The 23,475-nt window shown below is 38.6% G+C and carries 31 protein-coding genes; 28 read left to right on the plus strand and 3 right to left on the minus strand.

All coding sequences use genetic code 11. The features are described from left to right. The first annotated feature begins 14 nt into the window (after window positions 1–14). The 7 genes from BMY66_RS00680 (at window position 15) to BMY66_RS00710 (ending at window position 4,450) form a co-directional block, all read left to right on the plus strand. Entirely contained in the window at window positions 15–536 is a 522-nt protein-coding gene (locus BMY66_RS00680) for a macro domain-containing protein (protein ID WP_090393820.1), read from the plus strand. Between the two features lie 38 nt (window positions 537–574). Next, on the plus strand, window positions 575–1,048 hold the full coding sequence (locus BMY66_RS00685; RefSeq protein WP_090393821.1) for a hypothetical protein: 474 nt from the start codon (window positions 575–577) through the stop codon (window positions 1,046–1,048). 34 nt (window positions 1,049–1,082) lie between these two features. Beyond that, window positions 1,083–1,484 (plus strand): hypothetical protein, encoded by a 402-nt coding sequence (locus BMY66_RS00690; protein WP_090393822.1) that lies wholly within the window; start codon window positions 1,083–1,085, stop codon window positions 1,482–1,484. A gap of 34 nt (window positions 1,485–1,518) precedes the next feature. Next, the gene (locus tag BMY66_RS00695) at window positions 1,519–2,472 is read left to right on the plus strand and encodes a DUF4037 domain-containing protein (protein ID WP_090393823.1); all 954 of its coding nucleotides are present in this window, start codon (window positions 1,519–1,521) and stop codon (window positions 2,470–2,472) included. 389 nt (window positions 2,473–2,861) lie between these two features. After that, complete coding sequence (locus tag BMY66_RS00700) at window positions 2,862–3,119, plus strand: hypothetical protein (protein ID WP_044937885.1); 258 nt, start codon at window positions 2,862–2,864, stop codon at window positions 3,117–3,119. Window positions 3,120–3,170: 51 nt separating this feature from the next. Next, window positions 3,171–3,908 (plus strand): AlkZ-related protein, encoded by a 738-nt coding sequence (locus BMY66_RS00705; RefSeq protein WP_090393824.1) that lies wholly within the window; start codon window positions 3,171–3,173, stop codon window positions 3,906–3,908. Then, on the plus strand, window positions 3,905–4,450 hold the full coding sequence (locus BMY66_RS00710; protein ID WP_044937890.1) for an NAD(P)H-dependent oxidoreductase: 546 nt from the start codon (window positions 3,905–3,907) through the stop codon (window positions 4,448–4,450). The genes BMY66_RS00705 and BMY66_RS00710 overlap by 4 nt, the downstream gene beginning before the upstream one ends. 47 nt (window positions 4,451–4,497) lie before the next feature. Here BMY66_RS00710 and BMY66_RS00715 read toward each other — a convergent pair whose 3' ends face one another. Beyond that, window positions 4,498–6,324, minus strand: a complete 1,827-nt coding sequence (locus BMY66_RS00715) for a family 43 glycosylhydrolase (protein ID WP_090393825.1) — start codon at window positions 6,322–6,324, stop codon at window positions 4,498–4,500. 167 nt (window positions 6,325–6,491) lie between these two features. Between BMY66_RS00715 and BMY66_RS13610 the strand changes: the two genes are divergently transcribed. The 7 genes from BMY66_RS13610 (at window position 6,492) to eno (ending at window position 10,306) form a co-directional block, all read left to right on the plus strand. Further along, complete coding sequence (locus BMY66_RS13610) at window positions 6,492–6,686, plus strand: YdcF family protein (protein ID WP_177175547.1); 195 nt, start codon at window positions 6,492–6,494, stop codon at window positions 6,684–6,686. Between the two features lie 51 nt (window positions 6,687–6,737). Further along, entirely contained in the window at window positions 6,738–7,121 is a 384-nt protein-coding gene (gene gloA2 / locus BMY66_RS00720; RefSeq protein WP_074789054.1) for an SMU1112c/YaeR family gloxylase I-like metalloprotein, read from the plus strand. Between the two features lie 17 nt (window positions 7,122–7,138). Beyond that, entirely contained in the window at window positions 7,139–7,408 is a 270-nt protein-coding gene (locus tag BMY66_RS00725) for a hypothetical protein (RefSeq protein ID WP_090393826.1), read from the plus strand. Between the two features lie 23 nt (window positions 7,409–7,431). Further along, the gene (locus BMY66_RS00730; protein WP_090393827.1) at window positions 7,432–7,731 is read left to right on the plus strand and encodes a hypothetical protein; all 300 of its coding nucleotides are present in this window, start codon (window positions 7,432–7,434) and stop codon (window positions 7,729–7,731) included. 148 nt (window positions 7,732–7,879) lie between these two features. Continuing rightward, complete coding sequence (locus tag BMY66_RS00735) at window positions 7,880–8,317, plus strand: GatB/YqeY domain-containing protein (protein WP_090393828.1); 438 nt, start codon at window positions 7,880–7,882, stop codon at window positions 8,315–8,317. A gap of 30 nt (window positions 8,318–8,347) precedes the next feature. Beyond that, on the plus strand, window positions 8,348–8,830 hold the full coding sequence (locus tag BMY66_RS00740) for a flavin reductase (protein WP_090393829.1): 483 nt from the start codon (window positions 8,348–8,350) through the stop codon (window positions 8,828–8,830). Between the two features lie 177 nt (window positions 8,831–9,007). After that, window positions 9,008–10,306, plus strand: a complete 1,299-nt coding sequence (eno, locus tag BMY66_RS00745; protein ID WP_090393830.1) for a phosphopyruvate hydratase — start codon at window positions 9,008–9,010, stop codon at window positions 10,304–10,306. Window positions 10,307–10,361: 55 nt separating this feature from the next. Here eno and BMY66_RS00750 read toward each other — a convergent pair whose 3' ends face one another. After that, complete coding sequence (locus tag BMY66_RS00750) at window positions 10,362–10,748, minus strand: DUF1284 domain-containing protein (protein ID WP_177175548.1); 387 nt, start codon at window positions 10,746–10,748, stop codon at window positions 10,362–10,364. Window positions 10,749–11,965: 1,217 nt separating this feature from the next. Here BMY66_RS00750 and BMY66_RS00755 point away from each other — a divergent pair. The 5 genes from BMY66_RS00755 (at window position 11,966) to BMY66_RS00775 (ending at window position 16,478) form a co-directional block, all read left to right on the plus strand. Next, a complete protein-coding gene (locus tag BMY66_RS00755; protein ID WP_090393832.1) occupies window positions 11,966–12,916 on the plus strand; it encodes a DnaJ domain-containing protein in 951 nt (316 codons plus the stop codon). Window positions 12,917–13,066: 150 nt separating this feature from the next. Beyond that, complete coding sequence (locus tag BMY66_RS00760; RefSeq protein ID WP_090393833.1) at window positions 13,067–14,179, plus strand: hypothetical protein; 1,113 nt, start codon at window positions 13,067–13,069, stop codon at window positions 14,177–14,179. Between the two features lie 438 nt (window positions 14,180–14,617). After that, window positions 14,618–15,661, plus strand: a complete 1,044-nt coding sequence (locus tag BMY66_RS00765; protein WP_090393834.1) for an SPFH domain-containing protein — start codon at window positions 14,618–14,620, stop codon at window positions 15,659–15,661. Between the two features lie 3 nt (window positions 15,662–15,664). Continuing rightward, window positions 15,665–16,024 (plus strand): hypothetical protein, encoded by a 360-nt coding sequence (locus BMY66_RS00770; RefSeq protein ID WP_090393835.1) that lies wholly within the window; start codon window positions 15,665–15,667, stop codon window positions 16,022–16,024. A gap of 22 nt (window positions 16,025–16,046) precedes the next feature. Continuing rightward, a complete protein-coding gene (locus BMY66_RS00775) occupies window positions 16,047–16,478 on the plus strand; it encodes an NINE protein (protein ID WP_090393836.1) in 432 nt (143 codons plus the stop codon). Between the two features lie 235 nt (window positions 16,479–16,713). Here the strand turns inward: BMY66_RS00775 and BMY66_RS00780 are convergent, their stop codons facing one another. Further along, the gene (locus tag BMY66_RS00780) at window positions 16,714–17,121 is read right to left on the minus strand and encodes an SHOCT domain-containing protein (protein ID WP_090393837.1); all 408 of its coding nucleotides are present in this window, start codon (window positions 17,119–17,121) and stop codon (window positions 16,714–16,716) included. Window positions 17,122–17,303: 182 nt separating this feature from the next. Between BMY66_RS00780 and BMY66_RS00785 the strand changes: the two genes are divergently transcribed. The 9 genes from BMY66_RS00785 (at window position 17,304) to BMY66_RS00825 (ending at window position 23,386) form a co-directional block, all read left to right on the plus strand. Beyond that, window positions 17,304–18,332 (plus strand): glycoside hydrolase family 5 protein, encoded by a 1,029-nt coding sequence (locus tag BMY66_RS00785; RefSeq protein ID WP_090393838.1) that lies wholly within the window; start codon window positions 17,304–17,306, stop codon window positions 18,330–18,332. Window positions 18,333–18,343: 11 nt separating this feature from the next. Next, complete coding sequence (locus BMY66_RS00790; RefSeq protein WP_044934846.1) at window positions 18,344–19,102, plus strand: SDR family NAD(P)-dependent oxidoreductase; 759 nt, start codon at window positions 18,344–18,346, stop codon at window positions 19,100–19,102. 193 nt (window positions 19,103–19,295) lie between these two features. Then, complete coding sequence (locus BMY66_RS00795) at window positions 19,296–19,715, plus strand: 6-pyruvoyl trahydropterin synthase family protein (protein ID WP_090393839.1); 420 nt, start codon at window positions 19,296–19,298, stop codon at window positions 19,713–19,715. A gap of 8 nt (window positions 19,716–19,723) precedes the next feature. Beyond that, the gene (queE, locus tag BMY66_RS00800; RefSeq protein WP_090393840.1) at window positions 19,724–20,392 is read left to right on the plus strand and encodes a putative 7-carboxy-7-deazaguanine synthase QueE; all 669 of its coding nucleotides are present in this window, start codon (window positions 19,724–19,726) and stop codon (window positions 20,390–20,392) included. Between the two features lie 12 nt (window positions 20,393–20,404). Beyond that, the gene (gene folE / locus BMY66_RS00805) at window positions 20,405–20,977 is read left to right on the plus strand and encodes a GTP cyclohydrolase I FolE (RefSeq protein ID WP_044934840.1); all 573 of its coding nucleotides are present in this window, start codon (window positions 20,405–20,407) and stop codon (window positions 20,975–20,977) included. A gap of 11 nt (window positions 20,978–20,988) precedes the next feature. Next, window positions 20,989–21,675, plus strand: coding sequence for a 7-cyano-7-deazaguanine synthase QueC (gene queC / locus BMY66_RS00810; protein WP_090393841.1), 687 nt, complete (start codon window positions 20,989–20,991; stop codon window positions 21,673–21,675). Window positions 21,676–21,689: 14 nt separating this feature from the next. Next, on the plus strand, window positions 21,690–22,184 hold the full coding sequence (gene queF / locus BMY66_RS00815; protein ID WP_044934834.1) for a preQ(1) synthase: 495 nt from the start codon (window positions 21,690–21,692) through the stop codon (window positions 22,182–22,184). Between the two features lie 63 nt (window positions 22,185–22,247). Beyond that, complete coding sequence (surE, locus tag BMY66_RS00820) at window positions 22,248–22,967, plus strand: 5'/3'-nucleotidase SurE (RefSeq protein ID WP_090393842.1); 720 nt, start codon at window positions 22,248–22,250, stop codon at window positions 22,965–22,967. A 41-nt stretch (window positions 22,968–23,008) separates the two neighbouring features. Further along, window positions 23,009–23,386 (plus strand): Asp23/Gls24 family envelope stress response protein, encoded by a 378-nt coding sequence (locus BMY66_RS00825; protein ID WP_044934828.1) that lies wholly within the window; start codon window positions 23,009–23,011, stop codon window positions 23,384–23,386. Window positions 23,387–23,475 lie beyond the last annotated feature (89 nt).

The raw sequence follows: 23,475 nt of genomic DNA on the forward strand, positions 1-23,475 counted from the left end.
AGGTGAATAGTCTTATGAGCAGTTTAAAATTGATAAATGGATCATGTGCAGACCAAAAGGTTGATGCAGTTGTTAATGCTGCCAATAGATATTTAGCTGCCGGTGGCGGTATATGTGGTGTTATCTTTAGCAAAGCTGGAATGAGGGAACTATCAGATGCTTGTGATAAATGCAATCCACCTTTAAATGATGGTGAAGCAGCTATTACTCCAGCTTTTAACATGACTAATTGTAAATATATAATTCATGCAGTAGGTCCAAATTTTGGAGCTACTCCAAAAGCATTTAAGGAATTATTTGAAGCTTATTACAATTCGCTGGTTGTTCTTAAGGATAATGGTCTTCATAGTATTTCATTCCCTTTAATAAGTTCAGGAATATTTGGCGGTAGTTTAGCAGATGCTCCTGGAGAGTCAGCTAAACAATGCAAGAGAGCATACGAGAGCTTCACTAAGGATTATCCAGATTATGCCGTGGATGTATTACTTTGTGCTTTTACAAGTAGTGAAATGAAATCAGCTGAGGCGCAAATATAGGAAATACTGTAAATTTGGAAGAAGTGGGAGTTGTTAATATGGGAAAAAAATTTGGCGAATTTTGTATGTTTTTACTGCTAGCTTTTTTGGAATTTGCCATTTTGACAGTAGTATACGCACTCATAGAAGATTACGTTACATACCGAAGAACCGACGATTTATTTGATAGAATTGTTGTACTGGCAGTTGTAATTGTAGTAGGGATTGTGATTCCCGCGTACGTGGTTTGCTGGAATATTTATACAAGTAAGGCATCTAATTGGGAATATACACATGCTACACTTACAGGACATGAAGAAACGTACCAAGAATATGTGGTTCCCGGTTCTCATCCTAGAACAGCAACAAAATACAGGAAATACAAGGACATTCAGATTAAATATACTGTTAACAACAGGGAATATATCAAATATATTTCTGATCATGAAGCTAACAATCGAAGACATGGCAGGGTGAGAATTAAGTATCTGAAGAAACGTCCATCATATTTTAGAATTGTTCGGGGGAATTAGTGTAATAGGAACGTCTAAGTAGAGGATTAATAGTATGAAAAGATTGGTTATTATCACATTATGTATTGCTTCAATTAGTTTAATGGCATGTAAAGAGGCTGAGCAAGATGAAATAAATGAACCAATTTATACTCCAACTGAAGAGATAGAGGTTGAGGTACCAGAGCCAGAAGAGCCAGTTCAGGAATATAGCATGTCTTCTTTGATAGTAATGGTTGAAGAAGGAACCACTGAAGAGCAAATCCAAGAGCTTTGTAATGCTTATAACCTTGAGGTTATGTATAAGTACGATGTGATATCTGGATATGCATTGTCTATAAAAGATACAATTAATGACCAGCAGTTAGATTACCTCATTGAATCAATAGAAAGCTATAGCTTTGTTACTGCTGTAGAGAAAGATTCGATTATTCAGCTAGATGATGTGGAGGAATAATTTAGAAACGCAATTAATTTATAGGGGATAAATAATGCAAAACGCAGAATTTGAAAAGAGTCGCCGGTTTTATGAGAATCATGTGGCTCCTATGATACATGAAAAGTTTCCTAAATATGAATCAAGAATAGCGGTAGGCATAGTTGGCGAAGGTTCAGATTGTTTTGGTTATGATGATTATATGTCTCGTGATCATGATTTTGGTACTGGCGTATGCCTATGGCTTACCGACGAGGACTTTGATGAAATAGGATGCCTTTTATCTATAGCATATAATGAGCTTGCTATGCAGTATGGTGGTGAAAAGCTTACAGAACGACTTCAAGAGCGAAGAGGGGTTATGACTATAAGGTCATTTTACTCAAACATTCTTTATATTGATTGCAACACTAAAGACTGTATTCTAACGGAAAATGATTGGCTTATTCTAGAACATAGTTGTCTTGCTACAGCAACAAATGGAGAGGTCTTTAGAGATGATTTGGGTGAATTTACAAGATTCAGGAATCTTCTTTTAAGCTACTACCCAGATAGCATTTGGAGAAGAAGAATAGTAAATGAGCTTCATCAGTTTTCAGCAGCTCTTCAGGTAAATTATGCTAGATGCATGACTAGAAATGATATAGTGGCAGCGGAGCTTTGTAGAGCCAAAGGCCTTGAGGCAGCTATGGAGCTTTACTTTTTGCTTAATAGAAAATTTGCGCCATATTATAAATGGACTTACAGAGCTTTATCTGAACTAGATAATGAGGGCGAGTATGCAATGCTTGTCAAAAAGCTTGCTTCTACTGTAAGCGATGATGCAGCATGGAGGTTTAATACATATAATCCTAGAAGTATCAATATGAAAGATAAGGTAATAGCTACTGCTGAAGAAATAGCAAAAGCCATAGTTGAGCTTCTTAAGGAAAACGAGTTGATAGAAGGTAGTGATTCCTACTTGGAAATATATATTGATGAAATATTGAAGATTTATAAGGGGAAATAAACAATGTGGGAGATGGATTATATGAATTATTATGCCAGTGTGGCATAACTTTTTGATTGATTTTCAAATCCTACGGGCGGACTGTCAAATAAATTATTTTGAACCGTAGGAATTGGGGAGATTTAATGTAATCAGGGCTGAGGTCTTGTTAATTAATATACACATTCTATAAAAAGTCTAATAATTTGTCTGTAATTTATAGAAATTCATTGAGATAATACACACTAGGGGTCATTTTTCTCATTTTCCTACGGGTGAAATGTCCTATTTGAAATTTGAACCGTAGGATTTCAATTTTCTTCCTTATTTTAGGTTTAGCGGCAACAGCGAGACTTATTTCCTTATTCGAGATAGTATAGAGTCATGATTCATTAAAGTGGAGGATAATTATGGCATTTATTGGAATTGTATTAGTAACATTATTGATGATGGCAGCATTCTTTGCTGTTGTTGGAGTGGTATTGTTTCTCATTGGCCTAGCTATCACAGCTATTATCAGCAGTGCTGTCCTTGCCAACACCGGCAAGCCTCTTAGTGAATCTAAGAGAAAGAAAACCTTAGTTATAGTACTTCTTATAGCTGCTGTACTGGCGCTGATTCCATCAGGCTTTGTAATCTATCAGTTTGTAGCTATGTTTTTGATGTAGGTGGCTGCCTTAGGGCTTTTTTGATGGGTTAGAATGGGGGATATTAAAATAATGCCTAATGAAAATGGTACATGGGTAATGTATGGAGTGGAATGGGATGATCCAGAATGTTTACATACAGTTGATGAAGCAATTGAATATATAAATGAAATCGGATTTCTGCCTCTATTTAAGAATGAAATTCCCGGATTTTCACTAGAAGAGCGCACATTTCCTGAATATTGGTGGAGTGGCAATCCAACACTTGATCCATGGGAATGGAGAGGAATAATAGCACGTCGTGGTGACATTGCCTATGGTAAGTTTTTCAATAAGAAAGCTGGATTTATTTCAAAGGAATGGTTTCCATATTTTGCTAACTACAGGCGTGATGGCTATGATTTTGATGCTTTATGGGATGATGAAAAAGCTTCAAGACGCCAAAAGAAAGTTATGGATGTTTTAGAAAACTGTGATGAAATATATTCTAATGAATTGAAACAAAAAGCAGGATTTGGCAAAGGCGGCGAAAAAGGCTTTGATGGTACAATCACTGACCTTCAGATGATGACATATCTTACAGTACGTGATTTTAGGCAACGCAAGAACAAAATAGGCGAAGCTTATGGCTGGCCTATCGCCATATATACTAAGCCTGAAAACATCTATGGGCGTGACCATGTGGCATCTTTATATAGTATGAATCCGGCAGAATCTGGAAAAGCTATAGCTGAGCATATTATGGAAGTATATCCTATAGCAACTGAAAAACAGATTAGAAAGATTTTACGGGGAGTGATAAGAGTATGATTTTATTTATTAACGCATGTGTAAGAGAAGAATCGCGAACAGAAGTGTTAGCAAAGGCTTTGCTTTCTAAGCTAGGAGATTATGAAGAAGTAAAGCTTGAGGATATCGATTTTCCAAAGACAGATGAGGCTTTCTTAAAGAAAAGAGATTCGCTAATTGCTGCTGGTACGTTTGATGATCCAATGTTTACGCTGGCCCTTCAGTTTGCAAAGGCAGAGACAATTGTTATCGCAGCACCTTATTGGGATTTATCATTTCCAGCTGTGCTTAAGCAGTATATTGAGCACATAAATGTCCTTGGGATTACTTTCGAGTATACTCCAGAAGGCATCCCAAAAGGACTATGCAAAGCAAGTAAGCTGTATTATGTAATGACAGCAGGTGGTACCTATGTTCCGGAAGAATTCGGATTTGGATATATAAAATCCCTAGCAGAAAATTTTTATGGAATAAAGGATATAGAATTGATTAAAGCAACTGGGCTGGATATCTACGGAGCTGATGAAAAGGCAATTTTAAAAGAAGCTGTGGACAGGTTGTAGAGTATATAAAGAAGGCGAGGCTTTGGCCTCGCCTGTTGGCCTTAAATTTATCTAACCTTTACAACTTGCCCTTTTGTAATCCCAACTTCATTAAACGAATCAACCCTAGCGTATACAGATTGTCCTTTTACAAGTGCTGCTATATTCTGACTGTTTTTGCCAAATACCATATAACTGTGATACAGCTTATCTTCAGCATATCCCCACAGAATATTATGTCCTAGTGCGGAATCATTATCCCAGCTTACCATCATATCCATTCCGGTTTCATTATTGTAATCATATTTTACTCCGGATGCAGGCTGTGGTGCATTTCCGTTGCCTTTACCGAATATACGAATTCCAGAGACTTTTATTTTCTGATTGAATGGGACTTCCAATACAGTCAATTTAATATATCTAAGGGATTTAAATTCTTTTAAATCAATAAAATCGTTTGCAAGGTCTATATCGGATTTTGATTTATCACAAAGAATTTCATAGTTAATGCCGTCAATTGAGCCTTCTAAAATCCATTTTGTAGCACGAGGTTTCTCGTCAATATATCTGATTTCATGAGCGATTAGTCTATCTGCATCTGCCGGTATTTCATCAATAATATCCTGATCAGCAAAATTAAGCTGAATCATGCGAACATTCATAACTTCGCCTAGATCTACCTGTGCCCATTCATTATTTGATGTATCAGCAATCCACCAGTCCCTAATACATTCATTTGTTAAATTTTCCTTGCTTGTACCAGATGACACTGTGACATTCTTTTTATAGGAAAGAAGCATAAAATCTGGATCAGCAAAAGCAGGTGCATCAACATTTATTGGCCAATCTCCATACATCTGGTCACAATATAAATCATTGTCTTTATCAAAACCTGCTTTCCAAAGTCCCAAACGTCTTTCCATATCGTTATTTACTGAAATTGATATTGATGCAGTGTGCCAATATTTTCCATCTGAGCCAGCTACTGTAGATCCATGTCCGGCTCCATTAGCAAATCCACCGGGCTTATATGAGAATGGATTATTAGCAGCATATTTAAAAGGTCCCAAAGGATTATCGCTTACAAGTACTCCGTCATTGTAGACATTAACTTGGGTAGCAGGGCATGCATATTGCAAATAGTATTTTCCATTATGCTTAGTCATATAAGCTCCCTCAATGTAAGGATCGTCACCAGCAAATCCTCTAGCGAGACGTCTAACATCATCTTCTGTGATAAGTCCTTCATTATGACGATTTTCTTCTGGCATCTTCATTAAATCTGCAAAAATAGCCTCTGTAGCTGCAGCTATACCTTCAGGTGTTTTACCACTGACGTGATCCATTCCACTTCGCTCATAGCCGCGGTTCTTATTATCCATATTAAACATAACCTGTTTTTCGCCTATAGGTTTCATGGTCTTTGAATCAAGTTCGACACCCCAAATCGGAGTGATATTAGAGCAACCCCAATATAAATATATTCTTCCGTCATCATCGCAGAAAAGATTAGGATCCCAAAATGCAAATGAACCCTTTATTTCTTCAAATGGCTCATTAATTGGGTCCTTTGATCTATAGAAATTACAAATGCCAGAACGCTTTGATGCGCAAAAATACAAATAATCGCCAATCGCTCTAACATCAGGGGCGTAGTCAAATATAGGAATAGGTTTATCCAAACTATGATATTCCCAATCTATCAGATTTTCGCTAACAAAGAATCCTGCTGTCATAGAAGGAAATAAGTAATACTTTCCCTTAAAAAATTCCATAATAGGATCTGCAGCTTCTCTGTATATTGCTAGCTTTGCATCACCTAGCCCAGGCATATTAGGCTTTTGATAATTATATTTGTATGGCAAATTCATTGGATTGCAAAAATACTTACTCATTGTCCATTACCTCCAATTTTATTATCATTAATTTTATATTATAATCTTATAAAAATGATTGACATTTCTTATACAGAATACGTCTTTTTTTCTTAAATTCGAAAGGGAAGAGTAATGCGAAAATTAAGATTAGTTTATGCACTTTTAGCCATTCTTTCAGCAATGCGATGAATCTGGTGGAGGTATCAGCTGATATGAAAATCGACATCGTCACAAACAATTTCCATGTGTTCAGAGGAGTGATGATTGCAAAGCGCTACACTGATGCTGATGTGATGGGCATTGCTGCGTTCACAGAATACCAGTATCTTCCGAACAATATGGTGAGGGAGACTTTTGGGATTTTGAAGGATATTTTCTAGAAGATAGTATATAATCGTTATATTATTAATTTAAAGAAGGAATAGTTTATTATGAATTTATCTATGATACATCATGTGGCTATAATTGTTTCTGATTATGAAAAGTCCAAGGATTTCTATGTTAATAAGCTAGGATTTGAAATCATCAGAGAAAATTTTAGGCCTCAGAAGAACGATTGGAAGCTAGATTTGAGGATAAATGAGTCAACTGAACTGGAGATTTTTGCGCCTCAAAATCCGCCTAAAAGACCATCATATCCAGAAGCTTGTGGCCTTAGGCATTTAGCGTTTGCAGTTGATGATATCGTAAATACGGTAAATGAATTGAATGCCATTGGAATCGAATGCGAGCCCATCAGGACTGATGAATTTACAAATAAAAAAATGACATTCTTTTTTGATCCAGATGGATTACCACTAGAATTACATGAATAGATAGAGAGGTTAGTTTTATGTATTATGTTCCAGACGGCACAGAATTAGCAGGCTTTTATGAATGCTCAGAATGTGCTAACAGATTTTTATCAGTTCAGGTTGGCCCAAGTTTGGTTTGTCCTTACTGTGGCAAAGAGCCAGATATGGAAATTGGACCAGATGAAGAAATGCCAGTGGCCAAGGAAACAGCAAAGCTTTTGCAGGTTGTTAGAGGTGAAGAAGAGGTTGAGCGTATGGACGCATTGCTCTCATTAGCTGTTACCGGTGGCGATTATAATTGGATGTAGAAAGAATGGAGATATAAATATTTATGGGATTTTTTTCAGAGATAGATGGAGATCTTAAGCCATCGGATGAATATTTAGCTACTCATAAGCTGGAGGGCTATGAAGAGGGAGACATGGAGCATGACGACTATGAAGTAGAGGATGACGAAGTGGCCATGTCTCTTATGAGGAAATGCAAGGATTGTGGCAAAGCCTTTACTTTGGCTGGCGCCATTAAGGAATTTGATTCCTATTTTGATGGTGAGTTTTTCTACATGGAAGAGTTCGTCGGCCAGGTTTGTGGCAAATGCGCTATTGCTGATGTAGAACAGGATTTTGATTAGGCGAGGCTGAGGCCTCGCCTTTTTTGCAATCACATCATCCGAATAGATGATGGCAAGGTGGTTTCTTCAGATTTCTGTAATTGCGCCATGGATTTACGCATTGATAAGGACTATAATCTAGGTAATAGATTAGAGGAGGATAATGAAAATGCAGTTTGAAACATTACAAAAAGACATGGTTGCAGCAATGAAGGCAAGAGATAAGGCAAGAAAAGATGCTATTTCTTCATTGGTTTCTGATGTAAAGAAGGCCGCTATCGACGCTGGCACTAGAGATAACATTGCAGATGATTTGGTAGATCAGGTTATTCTCAAGTCATTAAAGACAGCAAAGGAGCAGCTCGACACTTGCCCAGCTGAGAGAACAGACTTAAAGGAAGAGTACCAGTTCAGATATGACGTAATCAAAGAGTATGCTCCTGCAATGATGAGCGAGGACGAGATTCGCGCATTCCTTCAGGCAAACTTCGCAGAGGTGCTTGCTTCTAAGAACAAGGGCGCAATCATGAAGGAAGTTATGCCAGCACTTAAGGGCAAGGCAGACGGAAAAGCCATCAATATGATTGTTGCTGAGCTTTGCAAATAATTGCGCACTATAAAAAGAGGATAATTACTTATGGAGTTTAATACAAACATTTTTGAGCAGTATGATAAAAAGTGGGCATTGCTTACTGTAGGGGATAAGGACAAATTTAATACAATGACAATTAGCTGGGGCGGCCTTGGAACTCTTTGGAACAAGCCTGTTGCAACAGTTTATGTTAGAACATCACGCTACACAAATGAGTTTATGAAAGACAACGATTATTTCACTGTTAGCTTTTATCCGGAAGAATGCAAAAAGACTTTGGGCGTCCTTGGCTCAAAATCCGGCCGTGATATGGACAAGGTTCATGAATCTGGCCTTACTTCTAAGGAAGTAGAAAATGGAATCACATTTGAGGAAGCTGAAGTAACTCTTGTTTGCAGAAAGCTTATTTGCCAGAGACTTGAGCCAGAAAACATGATTCCTGAAATTGCAAAGCAGTTTTACGAGAATGAGGCCCAGCATGACATGTATGTTGGAGAAGTTGTTTTTATTGAGAAAAATGCTCAATAACGTGAGCTAAATATCCTTGAATATGATAAGGAGTTCTGTTAATCTACTTGTAGTTAGTAAGGGCTAACTATGTGTAAATCATTGCGGAACTCCTTTTTGTATTGTTAAGTGCAGCTGCTACCTGCCTTAACAATATGGAGTTCTAAAAAACAAATTCATGTGAAAGGATGGATAGTTATGGATTACTTAGAAATTGAAAAGGTTATTGGTAGAGAAATCCTCGACTCAAGAGGAAATCCTACTGTTGAATGCGAGGTCACACTTGTTGATGGAACAGTTGGACGCGGAATGGCTCCTTCTGGTGCATCTACAGGAGAGTTCGAGGCACTTGAGCTTCGTGACGGCGATAAAGGCAGATACTTAGGAAAAGGTGTTACAAAGGCAGTTGCAAATATCAACGGACCTATCGCAGATGCAATTTGCGGTATGGATGCCTCTGATATCTATGCAATCGACGCAGCTATGATTAAGGCAGATGGCACAAAGGATAAGTCAAATCTTGGTGCAAACGCAATCCTTGCAACATCAATTGCTTGTTGTAGAGCAGCAGCTACATCACTTGATATTCCTCTTTATAGATTCCTTGGTGGTATTCAGGGCACTAAGCTTCCAGTTCCAATGATGAACATTTTGAATGGTGGTGCTCACGCTGATAGCGCTGTTGATACACAGGAGTTCATGATTATGCCTGTTGGCGCTCCTTCATTTAGCGAATGCTTACGCTGGTGTGCAGAGGTTTTCCACGCACTTAAGGCAATCCTTAAGGAGATGGGAGATGTTACAGCTGTAGGTGATGAGGGTGGTTTCGCTCCAAATTCACTTAAGAATGATGATGAAGCTATCGAAGTTATCTTGAAGGCTATCAAGGCTGCAGGCTTTGAGCCAGGCAAGGACTTCATGATTGCTATGGATGCTGCATCTAGCGAGTGGAAGTCAGAAAAAGGCAAGGGCTTCTATCATCAGCCAAAGTCAGGCAAGGACTTCACAACAGATGAGCTTATCGATCACTGGGCAGCACTTGTAGACAAGTACCCAATTATCTCTATCGAAGATGGTCTTGATGAGGAGGATTGGGAAGGCTGGAAGAAGATGACAGCCAAGATTGGTGATAAGGTTCAGCTTGTTGGCGATGATCTTTTCGTAACAAACACAGATCGTCTTTCAAAGGGTATCGAGAACGGATGCGGTAACTCAATCCTTATTAAGCTCAACCAGATTGGTTCAGTTTCAGAGACACTTGAGGCTATCAAGATGGCTCACAAGGCTGGTTATACAGCAATTTCTTCACATCGTTCAGGTGAGACAGAAGATACAACAATTGCTGACTTAGCTGTAGCTTTGAACACATGCCAGATTAAGACAGGTGCTCCTTCTAGAACAGAGCGTGTTGCTAAATACAACCAACTTCTTAGAATTGAAGAGCAGCTCGGTGGCGCAGCAGTTTACCCAGGAATCAAGGCATTCAATGTAAAATAATTCCTATTTGCATTAAAAAAGCAGGTTTCTCACTTTCGAGTAAACCTGCTTTTTATTATTCTTTATTGGATTTCTCGCAGATGTAATTCCATCCGCAGTCGCCACAAATCTCAGCTCTAAGACCAGTATCAATTATCTTTGTTTTTACAGTTGAAATGAAGTCCTGGTATTTTATCTCGGTGCCATTGGAAATTCCGCATGCCTTTAAAACTTCATTATCGTATTTACGAACCTTATCTTGTGAAGTGCATATGCCAGATTCGTTATTAGGACAGTTCTTGCAGACGATATCAGTTTCAACCTTCAGTGTTATCAGCTGAGCTGGATCTTCCTCCATCTCATAAATGATGCGCCCCATATGATCAGTGAAATCCTTGCTATATCCCTTTCCCTCATAGAATTGAAAGCACATTCCGTGGTGTGGTCTAAGTATTTTGCTCATGATGCCTCCTCCCTTTGAGTTTTTAGTATAGCACATTGTAAAAAGCTTTGGCAGAATTGCCTTTTTTGTTCTTTCAACCTGCTAGATACAGCATATCAGTCTACGGCCCAGCATCAAGAGCAAGGCCTTCTGCGCTTCGCCTCTTGACCCTGTTCCTTTGACTGATATGAGGTAGTCAAGCAGGTTTGAAAGTGGGACTGTGGCAAAGCCACCAGCACCGGGGGAAGGCCTGGAGACACGAAGAACAGGAGATAGGTTGAATTTTCGTGTCTTAAATAGAGGCGATAGACACGTAGATTTGGGAAAACCAGGGATTTTCGTGTCTTAAATAGAGGCGATAGACACGTAGATTCGGGAAAACCAGGGATTTTCGTGTCTGAAATAGAACTGCTAGACACGTAGATTCGGAGAAGTCAGCGATTTTCGTGTCATTTTCTTGAGTGAAAGACACGAAGAAATGGATGAAGCTTTAATCTTCGTGCCTATGAAAGACAAAAAAGGCACGAAGATTTAGCAAATGTTGGAATTTTCGTGTCGGAAGAGGAGATTTTCGACACGAAGAATAAGTGAATTGTAGCATTTACGTGTCGGGGCAAGAAAATACAGACACGCAGAATTGAAGATTTGTAGAATCTGCGTGTCGAAGCAAGGGACCAGCGACACGCTAAAGTAGGAAAAGTGAAAATCTGCGTGTCTTCTAGAAGGGTGAAAAGCACGCGGAAAAGTGAAAATGATGAAAACGCGTGTCTAACAGAAGAGAGAAAAACACGCGGAAATAGAAAAGTATGAATCGGCGTGTCTGATAGAAGGAGAAACGACACGCCAAAAGAGAGAAAATGTAAAACGGCGTGTTTGGGAAGTGGAAACTTGATACGCGGAATTAAAGTTATAGCATAAGCGCGTGTCTTTGGCCTCCAAAACAGACACGCCGTATTACAGAAAGCTACAATCCGCGTGTCGCCACCCACTCATAGACTTGTGGCTTCGCCACAGTCCCAGTTTCAAGCCTGCTTGACTAACATGTATCTGACAAAAGTTATTTCAGTCAAGGGAGCGAAGCTCCAAAGGCTTGCCCTTGACTGAAATAACTTGACAGATATGATGTGTCTAGCAGGTTGAAACAATAACAGAATCACAGCTTGAAAAGAATTAAATCAACACATATCATATTTTTAATAATAATGATTTGAAATCATTACACACTACAGGAGTAACACATGAACAAAAGCCAAGCGCGTAAAATCCTGGGGCTGGATGGCAGCGAGGATAAGCGCGAAATAAAAAAGAAATATAGAAAGCTGATGCATGAGCATCATCCGGATAATAGCGATTCTGATGATAGTAAGCTGGCGGCGAAGATTAATACAGCCTATGAGCTGATTATGAAGGATTATGCCGACAGCGCAAGCAATTCTGGCAACCAAAGCAACAAATCGAATCGCAGCGCCACAAAAAGAACATCTCGCCCTAAGCACAGGCCTTGGTCGGCAAAGGAAAACAAGAATGCCTTTTGTGCAAGGCCAATCCTGCATGAGGTGGAAGATTTTGAAGGGAACAACTTAGGCACGATTGAGATTGCAAGGGGCAAGTACATATGGACAAAGGATGAAGAGTTTTCCATGTTTTTGAAAAGCCTGTATGAAACAAGCAAGGAGCTACTTGATAATGCCAGACCTTCACTGTTTTTCGAATTGCCTGAAATAATAAAGCAGAAATACCTGGCGGATATCACTTACCTTTTGACAGGTCAATTCATCGATAGCACGCTTACCTTAAATGAACTGGCACTTGTGGAAGCAGATTCTTATAAAGTGAATGCAATGGTAGAGCTGGAATCCGGTGCAACTCCACCAAAGCCAGGCAGTATGCTTTATCCTGCGGGCGTTTCTAATCACAGGCTGTTTCTTAGAAATAAGGTAGGAGAGATTATAGGCTACCTAAGCTTTAAGGATGACAGACTTTACTATGTAGTCATCCCGCTTTTTGAGCAGAAGAAGGCACAGGTGAAAATGGTAGTGGCAGATGATATTCAGAAAACACGTAGAGGCAATAAGTACGTTGATTTAGATTTGTGGATCAGGATTCTACCAACTGAAACATCGGCTTTAGAAAGTACCAACAATCAAATACAAGCATTATTAGATAAGTATGCTCACGAAGGTTTCTAATATATCGTAAATGCGTTAACTAAAATCGAAATATATCAGAAAGTATGAATTAATAGTGAATTTTTAAATATACCCCTAGTATGAGATTTTTGTTGTGCTATTATGTTAGAAGCAGATGTACACAAAGCTAATTAAATGAGGAGAAACAAAATGAAAAATAAGGTATTTTCAATACTAATTTGCTCTATGTTGTTACTTTCAGCTTGTGGAGCGAACAACGCTGATAACAGTGTTAATAATGAGACTGCAGGGGAGGCGGAATCATCAGAGACACAAACAACAGAGAATAATTCCATAGCAGCTGAGACAGGAGAGGTTCTTTCAAATTCACTGTTTTCAATCACAATGCCTGCTGACCTTGAAGGCGTATATGAGGCAGAGGTTGAGGATCAGCAGATTACTCTTTATCACAAAGAATCTAAAGATGCTGGTTACAATGGTATGGCATATACGATATGGGCAAGAGAGATGCCACCAGAGTTCTACGGCGGCCCTTATGTTAAAAAGGGTGAACTTACTGATGCAGATGGAAAGCAATACGAGGTTGTATTAGGATATGCAACTGAAGTTCAATGGGATTTTGAAACATACACAGAGATGCCAGAGGACTTCGAAAAGCTTTACAATACAGCAGAGGATGTTATTGCTAACATGACCGGTGTTAATGGTGCAACATTTGAATATTTGGCCGGCACCAAGGGCGAAGACCTTTATGGTGATATCGTTGCAAAATATCAGACTGCACTTGATGAAGGATGGGATGCATCTAAGCTTGAAGAGAATGGCATGAGCCCAGAATTCTATAGCATTTCACAGACAGATGGCGCTTCAGGTATAGGTATTGCTTACTACGATACTGATAAAGATGGCGTCGACGAATTGTTCGTAGGCACACTTGTTGATGACGAGCTGAGAGGTTCTATCTACGATATCTACACAATGGTAGATGGCGAACCAGCACTCGTTGCTTCTGGAACAGCCCGCAATCGATTCTATGTTTACAGCGAAGGTATGATTGTAAACGAATATTCAAGTGGCGCACTTGAAAATGGCAAGCTTGTATATTGCATGGAGCCAAACTCTTCTGAACTGATGTATCAGTGGGGAACAAAAATCGATGCTTATACAAATGAGGATCAGCCTTGGTTCATAAGCTACATGGAAGATGAATGGGAAAATGTTACCGAGGATGAATTAAAGGATAGAGAAGCTTCACCTGAAGATTATACAGATTTAGATTTCAAAGCATTGTCTGACTTTTAAATAGCTATTTTAATAAATCCACTAATAAAACTATATGTCAAAGTATAGTTATATTAGTGGATTGTAACTCTTTGAGGTATTACCACAGATTTAGTTCCATTAAAACAGGGGCCTATCTGTCTATGCTTACAAAGAGTTTTTTTATTGCTTTAATATAGACAGATAACGGAACAGACAGATGCTTGTAATAAAGAAAATAAATAATAATGCCTCTAATTGAGATTATTAAATGTTTCAGGAAATAGATATTGATTTAGACAAAGGTTATACAATGCCAAAAAAGTAATTTATATTTTAAAAACGTAGATAAAAATTTACAAATTATTTAAGAAACAAAATACTAAATTATAAGAGAAAAAATGTACAACGCTAATTGATAATGAGGATTTAAAATGATAAAATTAGTTAAAGTTTGTAAATTACCAAGGAGATGACAAAATGGCTATTATTGATGTAGTACGCTTTGATGGTTTAAAAAGTCGTGATTGGTTAATTTACAAGTATCCTTCAGAGGAATTGGTATTAGGTACGCAACTTATTGTCCAGGAAGGACAAGTTGCGCTGTTTGTAAGGGGTGGAGTTGTAGCTGATGTATTTTATCCAGGCACATACACTTTAGCAACGGAGAATCTTCCAATTCTTAAGAGTCTTGTAAATTTACCATTTGGCGATAGAACTCCATTTAGCGCAGAAGTGTATTTTATTAACACTACAGTACGATTGGATATTAATTGGGGAACTACTGATCCTATTCAACTTATTGATCCAAAGTATTATGTAAAGTTAAGAATACGTGCATTTGGTCAAATGGGACTAAAAGTTCTAGATGTAACTACTTTATTTAAAGAAGTTATTGGCGGAATGCAGAAAACTGATATTGTAAAGTTTGATAAGGTAAAAGAGTATTATCGTGGAATTCTTGTTATCAAGGCAAAGTCGGCAATTGCAGATTCAATTATTAATAATGGAATATCTGCTTTAGAAATTTCAACAAAGTTAGAAGCTTTATCGGAAAAGGTTAAAGAACAGGTTTCTCCAGAGTTTGAAAAGTATGGCTTCTCTGTTGCAAATTTCTTTATTCAATCTATTAATTTCCCAGATGAAGATTTTGAGAAGATTAATAAAATTCTTGAGGACAAAGCAGCATTTGAAATTATGGGCGATGGTAGATATGCTACAAAGCGTTCATTTGATGTATATGAAGGAGCTGCAAATAATCAAAGTGGGGTAGCAGGTGCATTTGCTGCTGGCGGAATAGGACTCGGAGCTGCAATGGGAATGGGTGCATCTATGAACCAGACAGTAGGCAACCCAATACATAAAGAAGATACAAAAGAATGTGTATCGTGTCATGCTAAAATTCCGGTTGGTTCTAAGTTTTGTCCAGAATGCGGATTTAATAATAGTGAAAAAGTATGTGAATGTGGAAACAAGCTAGCTCCTGGCACTAAATTCTGTCCAGAATGTGGAAAGAAGGTGTAGTGTATGAAAAAAGTGTTATCATGTTTTTTATGGGTGTTTTATGTAGCAATTATACTTTATGTGTTATTCGCAGTATTAAACATTGACACATTGGAAAATTTTGTTTCAGCATTAGTATTTGAGAGTATAGGTTTTATTTCATTAGCATATTTTATATTTTGTAATATGTTTTCTAAACCTATTAAGGTTGGATATTTTGTTCCATTATTAATGGCAACAATTATTTATACGATAGTATTAGATGTTGTTAACATTGCTTGCGTAGCAACCGTTGGTAGTGTATTTTTTACACTAATCAATTTAGTGCTATTATTTGTTTATTGTTTAGTATCTATCCCTATGTATTTAATGGGCAGAAGATAAATTTAAGGAGGATAATATAATTATGGCAGACAATGTATGTCCACAGTGTGGAGCTCCAATTGATCCAGGAGCATCAGAGTGTAAGTTTTGTGGGGAGAAGTTAGCAGTTCAGCAGGCTGCTCAGCAGGTTCAGCAACCTCAGGGGCAGACAGTTTATGTTCAGCAACCACAACCACAAGTAGTAATTCAGCAGGCAGCACCTCAGCCTGTTTATATGACAGCGATTAATCCAGCATGGCCAATTAAGAGCAAGGTTGCAGCTGGTGTTTTAGCTATTTTGTTAGGTGGACTTGGTATTCACAAGTTTTATTTAGGGAAAATTGGAATGGGAATTTTATATCTTGCATTCTGTTGGACAGGAATTCCCGCAATCGTTGGATTCATTGAAGGTATTATCTACCTTTGCTCTAATGATGAGAACTTCCAGTTAAAGCATCACGTAAGGATTGGATAAAAAATCACTTAAGCACTTTAGAACAATCTAAGGTGCTTTTTTTATGCACAAAATATATTATAGTAGAACAAAACATAATTAAATCTACAGAAATCACAATATCAAATGTATTAGATCAAATTCTTAGGAATAAAAGAAATAAGTTAATATACATGTTACTATTGACATGCAGCTATTGGCGTTACGTTGTATTGTATTAAAAAAGGTACGTACATAATTGTACGTACCTTTTTTATTAGTTAAGAATTCTAATTTCGCCCAGGATTGGTACTGGTTTTTCTTCGTCATTGCAAGCTGCTACTAAACCTAAAACCCATAAGATTATCATAAAAATCCACCAAATTCGTCCAATAACTGGAATAGCACATGCTAAGAAAAAAAGGTTGATTACTAATGCCTGGTTTATATGGAATTTAGCACCTTCACGATCTCCAAGGAGAAGAGCAATAAGGAATCCAATCCATGTAAGGTAAGCAACGATGCCTGTTGTGTGTGCATCCATGCTTGCTGTAGAGTTTGTTGTAATAGGAGTTGGATTGAGAAGGTCATCTTTCTTCTGCTCAAATTCTTCCTCTGTGATTATGCCTTGATCAAGTAAGTCTTTGTATTTCTTGATTTCTTCAGCTGCTGTATAGTTATTCATAATATTCCTCCCTATATTAACTATATAGAACTTATTCTATCATTCTTTAAAAAATGAGTCATTATTTGTTCAATAATTTTTGCAAAGAAATATTAGGAATATTCAATTACTTAAACGTTTACGAAAATCCCTCCTTTTATTAGAATATAACTAGTTTAATAACATATAAGGAGAAGGATATTATGAAAACATTTGAAGGTTATATCCATGGAATCAACCTGGGAGGCTGGCTATCTCAGTGCGTCCACACAAAGGAACACTATGATTCATTTATTCATGAGGAAGATATTGAGACAATCAAGAAATGGGGTATGGACCATTTCAGAGTTCCAGTGGATTACGAGCTTGTAGAACGCGGCGCAGGAGACTATAAAGAAGATGGCTTCCAGTATCTTCAAAACGCAATCGACTGGGCTGGCAAAAATGGCTTGAACATGGTTCTTGATTTACACAAAACAGCAGGATTTAGTTTTGATGAGGGAGAGGCAGAGACTGGCTTCTTTGAAAATGAAGAATATCAGGAGCGTTTCTATCTTCTTTGGGAAGAGTTTGCAAAGAGATTTGGAAAGTATTCTGACCGTCTCAGCTTTGAGCTTTTAAATGAAGTAACAAAAAAAGAATACTGCGATACATGGAATAGAATTTCTCGCACATGTGTGGAGCGTATCAGAAAGTATGCACCAGACATCAAGATTCTCATCGGCGGATATTACAATAATGCAATCGAATCTTTGAAGGACATTGCGCCACCTTACGATGAAAATATCGTTTACAATTTCCATTGCTATGAGCCACTGATTTTCACACATCAGGGAGCACATTGGATTCCAACAATGGACAATAATTTCAGAATGCCATTTGATGTTACATATAAGGAGTACAAGCAGAATACTCGAAACAATCTTGAAGGCTTCACTATTAACTTTGATTCTTACAACGAGAATGATAAAATTGGAATAGAGTTCTTTAGAGACTTAGTGAAGGAAGCCGTTCGTGTGGCAGATGAAAGAAACGTGGCTCTTTATTGTGGAGAGTTTGGCGTAATCAATCTTGCATCTCCAGAGGACAGTAAGAAATGGTACGAAATGATTTGCAAGTGCTTTGATGAGTATGGCATCGGCCGTGCAGCATGGAGCTTCAGACAGATGGATTTCGGTATCGAAGATGAACACATGGCTTCCGTTAGAGACGATATTTTGAAAATGATTTAATAGGAGGCTTAATGAAGACAGCACTTATTACAGGCGCAACATCAGGCATCGGCCTTGAGTTTGCCAAAAGACTTGCAGACAGAGGCTACAGACTGATTGTCACAGGACGAAGAGTAGACAGACTTAATGAACTTGCAGAGCAGGTAAATGTTCCTGTGGAAATAATCTCAGGCGACCTTAGCAAGAAAAAGGAATGCTTTGCCCTTCTTGATAAGCTGAAGGAGGAGCGCATCGATGTATTTATCAATAATGCAGGATTTGGTGTGGCTGGATCATTCCTTGAAACAGATATTGATAGAGAAGTTTCTATGATAAAGGTCAATGATGTTGCTATGCACATCCTCTTTAAAGGAATTCTTCAAAAGATGGATGCAGATGGTGCTGGTCAGATTTTAAATGTAGCTTCATCAGCAGGGCTTCTTCCAGGAGGTCCATACATGGCTGGCTACTACGCAAGCAAGGCATATGTCACAAGCCTTACTCGCGCTGTTGCAGTAGAGCTCAAGGAAAAAGGCTCAAAGGTAAAGGTTTCAGCTCTTTGCCCAGGGCCGGTAGATACAGAGTTCAATGACAGAGCAGATGTAGTTTTTGCATTGAAGGGAATCAGCCCAGAAAAATGCGTAGCAGAAGCGCTGAAGGGAATGGATAGAGGCAAAACAATTATCGTGCCAGGCTTTGGTATGAGACTTGCCATGGCTTTCCAGCATTTGCTTCCAATTCCAATCCTCGTCAAGCTCACGGGCCATCAGCAGAAAAAGAAACTTGGCTAAAGGGTTGCATTTTTTCAAGTATGGGTTTATCATACAGAGGCTTTAATAATTAAATAGGACAGTTCGTTTGTACCATCCTGTCCCTAAACAAAACCAGGACTAATTTTTTCTTTATGAAATCAATTAGGCTGTAGGTGCGCATCTACAGCCTTTTCTTTTTGAGAAAATCAGGTCCTGTTTCCGGAGGAAATCAATGTATTATTTAACTGCAGAAGCATCATTTGACGGCGCTCATTTTTTAACTGGCTACGAAGGCAAGTGTTCTAATCTTCATGGTCATCGCTGGAGAGTGATTCTTAAAATAAAGGCTAACGAGCTTCAGGCTGAAGGTCAGCAGCGTGGCATGGTTGTAGATTTTGGTGATGTAAAAAATGCTCTTAAGAAGGAGACAGATTTCTTTGATCACACATTTATATATGAAGAAGGATCACTAAAGGAGACAACTGTTGCAGCTCTCAAGGACGAGGACTTCCTTATGAGAGTGGTTCCTTTCAGACCTACAGCAGAAAACTTTTCAAAGTATTTTTATGAGAAGTTTGAAGAATATGGCTTTGAGGTTGCTGAAGTGACTGTATACGAAACTCCAAACAACTGCGCAAGCTATAGCAAGTAGGAGGAGTTATGTCGGTATTTAATGTAGTAGAAAAATTCGTAAGTATAAATGGCGAAGGCCAGCACGCTGGAGAGCTTGCAGTGTTTATCAGACTTCGTGGCTGCAATCTTAGCTGCAGCTATTGTGACACCAGATGGGCGTGTACAGCAGATGCTCCTGCAGAGGAAATGACAGAAACACAGATTGTGGACTACGTCATCTCTACTGGAGTGAAGCGTGTTACTCTTACAGGCGGTGAGCCACTTCTTTCGCCGCATGTGATAGATTTGCTGAAGGCATTTGCTGCCAACCCTGATATTTTTGTTGAGATAGAAACAAATGGAAGTGTTGATATACATCCATTTGCCGCTATAGATAATCCGCCAGCATTCACTCTTGATTACAAGCTGGCAGGTTCGGGAATGGAAGATAAAATGCTACTTTCAAACTTTGATGTTCTTACTGCAAAGGACACAGTCAAGTTTGTTTGCTCTGATGTAAGTGAGCTTGATAAGGTTTGCAAGATTGTTGATGATTATCGTATTTCCGATAAATGTACTTGCTTGATTAGTCCTGTGTTTGGACGAATTGAGCCAGCAGATATGGTTGATTACTTAATTGACCACAAAAGAAATGATATAAGATTGCAGTTACAGCTTCACAAATTTATTTGGGATCCAAATAAACGAGGCGTTTAAGAGAGGAAAGTCATGGCTATAAATAAAGAGCTTATTAAAGAAAGCATTAGAAATATTATTATTGCCCTTGGTGATGACCCTGAAAGAGCAGGTCTTAAGGAAACTCCTGATAGAGTTGCCCGCATGTACGAAGAAGTTTTTGAGGGCATGAATTACACCAATGAACAGATTGCAGAGATGTTCAACAAGACCTTTGATGAGGATTACTACGATGAAACTAATCAGGATCTTGTTTTTGTAAAGGACATCGAAGTTTTCTCATATTGCGAGCATCATCTTGCGCTTATGTATGATATGAAAGTCAGCGTTGCCTATATTCCAAATGGCAAGGTCATCGGCCTTTCAAAAATCGCACGTATCGCTGATATGGCTGCAAAGCGTCTTCAGCTTCAGGAACGTATCGGCAACGATATTGCAGAAATCATCCAGATGGTTACAGGTTCTGAGGATGTGGCTGTATTTATCGAAGCAAGCCACAGCTGCATGACAGCACGTGGAATCAAAAATGCCAGTGCAAAGACTCATACACAGACATTAAGAGGTCGTTTCAAGACTGATAGAGATTTACTTCAGAGATTATTATAAGGAGAATTGAAATGAAAGCTTTAGTACTTGTTAGCGGAGGCTTGGACAGCACAACTTGTCTTGCCTTGGCAGTAAAAGAATATGGACATGAAAACGTGGTGGGACTTTCTATTTTCTATGGTCAGCGTCACGATAAAGAAATTAAGGCTGCAGATGCAGTTTGTGAATACTACAAAGTGGAGCATATCACACTTGATTTATCTACAATGTTCCAGTTTAGTGATTGCACATTGCTTCAGCATTCTGATGGTGAGATTCCTGAGGAGTCATATGACAAACAGCTTGAAAAGACAGATGGTAAGCCAGTAAGCACCTATGTGCCTTTTAGAAATGGATTATTCCTTTCTAGCGCAGCAGCAATTGCACTTTCTAAGGGATGCTCAAAAATCTATTATGGTGCTCATGCTGATGATGCCGCTGGTAACGCATATCCGGATTGCTCTAGCGATTTCAACAATGCAATGAATACAGCAATTTACGAAGGAAGTGGAAAGCAGCTTACAATCGAGGCTCCATTTATCAATAAGAATAAGGCCGGTGTTGTAAAGCTTGGCATGGAGCTTGGAGTTCCTTATGAGCTTACATGGTCATGCTACGAAGGCCACGATAAGGCATGCGGCAAGTGCGGTACATGTATCGACAGAATTGCAGCATTTGAATTAAACGGAATCAAAGATCCAATCGAGTATGAGAATTAATTAGGAGGTCTACTATGACAGATAGCAGAAAAGAAGAAGGAACACTTACACTTTTAGGAAATAAAAACAACGTTTACCCAGACAACTACGCACCAGAGATGCTTCAGACATTCCTTAATAAGCATCCTGAGAATGACTATTTTGTAAAGTTCAACTGCCCAGAGTTTACATCACTTTGCCCAATCACTGGCCAGCCAGATTTTGCAAACATCATCATTTCTTATGTACCAGGTGAAAAGATGGTAGAGAGTAAGTCATTAAAGCTTTACTTATTCAGCTTCAGAAACCACGGTGATTTCCATGAGGATTGCGTAAACATCATCATGAAGGATTTGATCAAGCTTATGGATCCTAAGTACATCGAAGTTTGGGGCAAGTTCACTCCAAGAGGAGGAATCTCTATCGACCCATATTGTAACTACGGTAAGCCAGGAACTAAGTGGGAAAAGGTTGCTGAGGACAGACTTTTCAATCACGATATGTATCCAGAAAAAGTAGATAACAGATAATAAATATGATAAATTTAAAGGCAGACAGATAGTCTGTCTTTATTTTATTTTTGGGAGATTTTTATGAGAATACTAATTACAAATGATGATGGTATAAATTCAGATGGAATTATTCGTTTAGCCAGAGCAGCTAAGGAGTTTGGTGAGGTTTGGGTGGTTGCACCTGAAAGTCAAAGAAGTGCAGCAAGCCACAGTATTTCCCTTCATAATTCCATTGATGTTTACCCATGTGAGGAATTTCCTGTAGAGGGTGTTTTTGCATATTCTTGCAGTGGCACACCTGGAGATTGTGTTCGAGTTGGCGGCTTAAGCGTTATGCCAGAGCGCCCGGATGTGGTCCTTTCAGGAATTAATTTTGGATACAATTGCGCTTCGGATATTCAATATTCAGCTACCTGCGGAGCAGCCTTTGAGGGAGCGTTCCAAGGGTATCACGCAATAGCCCTTTCGGAAGGGGCTTGTGATTGCCATCAGGTAACTGACAAATATATAAAGCAAGTTTTAAAGAAGCTTTTGGCGGAACCACTTGCACCTGGAATGATTCATAATGTCAACTTCCCAGGATGCGAATTATCAGATTGTGGGGGTATTTTATACGACAGAAAAGTTTCCCGAGGAATGTTTTATAAAGATAGCTACGATGTGGTGGAAAACCTTGATGATGGCGGCGTCAGATACATGGTAAATGGCTGCTATACACCGGTTGCAGAGGAGGGCACAGACTTTGATGCAATCCTTAATAACTATGTGTCTGTCGGGGTTGTAAATAATGTAGGTTATTGATATAATTACGATAGTTTTTCTATGATTTTTAGGAGGCAGATATGGCAGAGAACAAGAATTTTGTTATAAATATTAATGGCGATGGCGGTGTAAACATCTCTGAAGAGGTTGTTGGAATTATCGCTGGCCTTGGTGCAGTTGAGGTTGATGGTGTTGAGTCACTTGCAGGCAACCTTACATCTGAAACCATTTCAAAGGCTGGTCAGGGAAAGCTTGCAAAGGCTATCAGAGTAGTAGATAGCGAGCCAGGCAAAATCTCAGTACACATGGCTATCAATATGAAGTATGGCTACGAAATCCCAAAGGTTTCAGGCATGGTTCAGGAAAAGGTTAAATCAGCAGTTGAGACAATGACAGGTCTTGAGGTTACAGCTGTTGATATCCGCATCGCAACTGTTAGCGTAGCAGGAAACAATTAATCAGGATTTATTTATTTTTTATGCATATTAATGTATAATTATGGGGTGCTATTTTAAGTAGCACCCTATATTAGTCTAAACTATTAGAT

Source organism: Pseudobutyrivibrio sp. C4, assembly GCF_900111635.1.
Classification (GTDB): domain Bacteria; phylum Bacillota; class Clostridia; order Lachnospirales; family Lachnospiraceae; genus Pseudobutyrivibrio; species Pseudobutyrivibrio ruminis.